Genomic DNA, 1256 nt, shown 5'->3' on the forward strand with positions numbered 1-1256 from the left:
CAATATAATTGAAAGAGTCATAATAACTCTGGTTAAAGCACTAGCTTTACTTACTTGTTTTTCTTAACATACTGTGTGTTTTGTTCAGTTTTCAAAGATCAAAAAAAGCATAAAAATGGTGGAGCCTAGCGGGATCGAACCGCTGACCTCCTGCGTGCAAAGCAGGCGCTCTCCCAGCTGAGCTAAGGCCCCACAAAGAATTAAATTGTAAATGGTCGGGAAGACAGGATTCGAACCTGCGACCCCTTGGTCCCAAACCAAGTGCTCTACCAAGCTGAGCTACTTCCCGATAATAAGTGGTGCGCCCGAGAGGACTCGAACCTCTAACCTCTTGATTCGTAGTCAAGTGCTCTATCCAATTGAGCTACGGGCGCATGGTGCCGAGGGCCGGACTTGAACCGGCACGGTAGTCACCTACCGCAGGATTTTAAGTCCTGTGTGTCTGCCAATTCCACCACCCCGGCATGGATTTTGGAATTTGGAAATGGAGCGAAAGACGGGATTCGAACCCGCGACCCCCACCTTGGCAAGGTGGTGTTCTACCACTGAACTACTTTCGCGAAGTGCGGGTGGAGGGACTTGAACCCCCACGTCGTAAGACACTAGATCCTAAGTCTAGCGTGTCTGCCAATTCCACCACACCCGCTTAATGGTGAGCCATGAAGGATTCGAACCTTCGACCCTCTGATTAAAAGTCAGATGCTCTACCAACTGAGCTAATGGCTCGCGATTACTGGTGCCGGCCAGAGGACTTGAACCCCCAACCTACTGATTACAAGTCAGTTGCTCTACCAATTGAGCTAGGCCGGCAAATGGTGGAGGATGCAGGGCTCGAACCTGCGACCCCCTGCTTGTAAGGCAGGTGCTCTCCCAGCTGAGCTAATCCTCCGATATATCGCCTGGCGACGTCCTACTCTCGCAGGGCGTAAGCCCAACTACCATCGGCGCTGAAGAGCTTAACTACTGTGTTCGGCATGGGAACAGGTGTGGCCTCTTCGCTATAGTCACCAGATCTTTGTCCCTTTACTTTTCACAAGGACAAGATATATTATATTAAATCTTTCAGTGAATTGCAAGTGTTTTTTTGAAATAAAATAAGTTTTTATTCCTGTTGCACAAGCAAATATACCCTGAAAACTAGATAAGAAGTATGACAGACAATTAAAAATTTAGTTAAGTCCTCGATCGATTAGTATTCGTCAGCTGCACATGTTGCCATGCTTCCACCTCGAACCTATCTACCTCATCGTCTCTGA

At 47.9% G+C, this 1256-nt stretch carries 9 tRNA genes and 2 rRNA genes; all 11 read right to left on the reverse strand.

Annotated features, from left to right (window positions below):
- Nucleotides 1-116: 116 nt before the first annotated feature.
- Nucleotides 117-192 (reverse strand) — tRNA-Ala (locus tag DES38_RS11895).
- Nucleotides 193-212: 20 nt separating this feature from the next.
- Nucleotides 213-289 (reverse strand) — tRNA-Pro (locus DES38_RS11900).
- 8 nt (nt 290-297) lie between these two features.
- A tRNA-Arg gene (locus DES38_RS11905) sits at nt 298-374 on the reverse strand.
- A 1-nt stretch (nt 375) separates the two neighbouring features.
- Nucleotides 376-464: transfer RNA gene (locus DES38_RS11910), tRNA-Leu, on the reverse strand.
- Nucleotides 465-485: 21 nt separating this feature from the next.
- Nucleotides 486-560: transfer RNA gene (locus DES38_RS11915), tRNA-Gly, on the reverse strand.
- 4 nt (nt 561-564) lie between these two features.
- A tRNA-Leu gene (locus DES38_RS11920) sits at nt 565-646 on the reverse strand.
- Between the two features lie 4 nt (nt 647-650).
- Nucleotides 651-726, reverse strand: a tRNA-Lys gene (locus DES38_RS11925).
- Between the two features lie 8 nt (nt 727-734).
- Nucleotides 735-810 (reverse strand) — tRNA-Thr (locus DES38_RS11930).
- A gap of 3 nt (nt 811-813) precedes the next feature.
- Nucleotides 814-889 (reverse strand) — tRNA-Val (locus DES38_RS11935).
- 8 nt (nt 890-897) lie between these two features.
- Nucleotides 898-1012: ribosomal RNA gene (gene rrf / locus DES38_RS11940) — 5S ribosomal RNA — on the reverse strand.
- 157 nt (nt 1013-1169) lie between these two features.
- Nucleotides 1170-1256: ribosomal RNA gene (locus tag DES38_RS11945) — 23S ribosomal RNA — on the reverse strand; the annotation flags it as partial.

Origin of the sequence: Streptohalobacillus salinus, from assembly GCF_003201605.1 — a bacterium.
Lineage (GTDB): Bacteria > Bacillota > Bacilli > Bacillales > Amphibacillaceae > Streptohalobacillus > Streptohalobacillus salinus.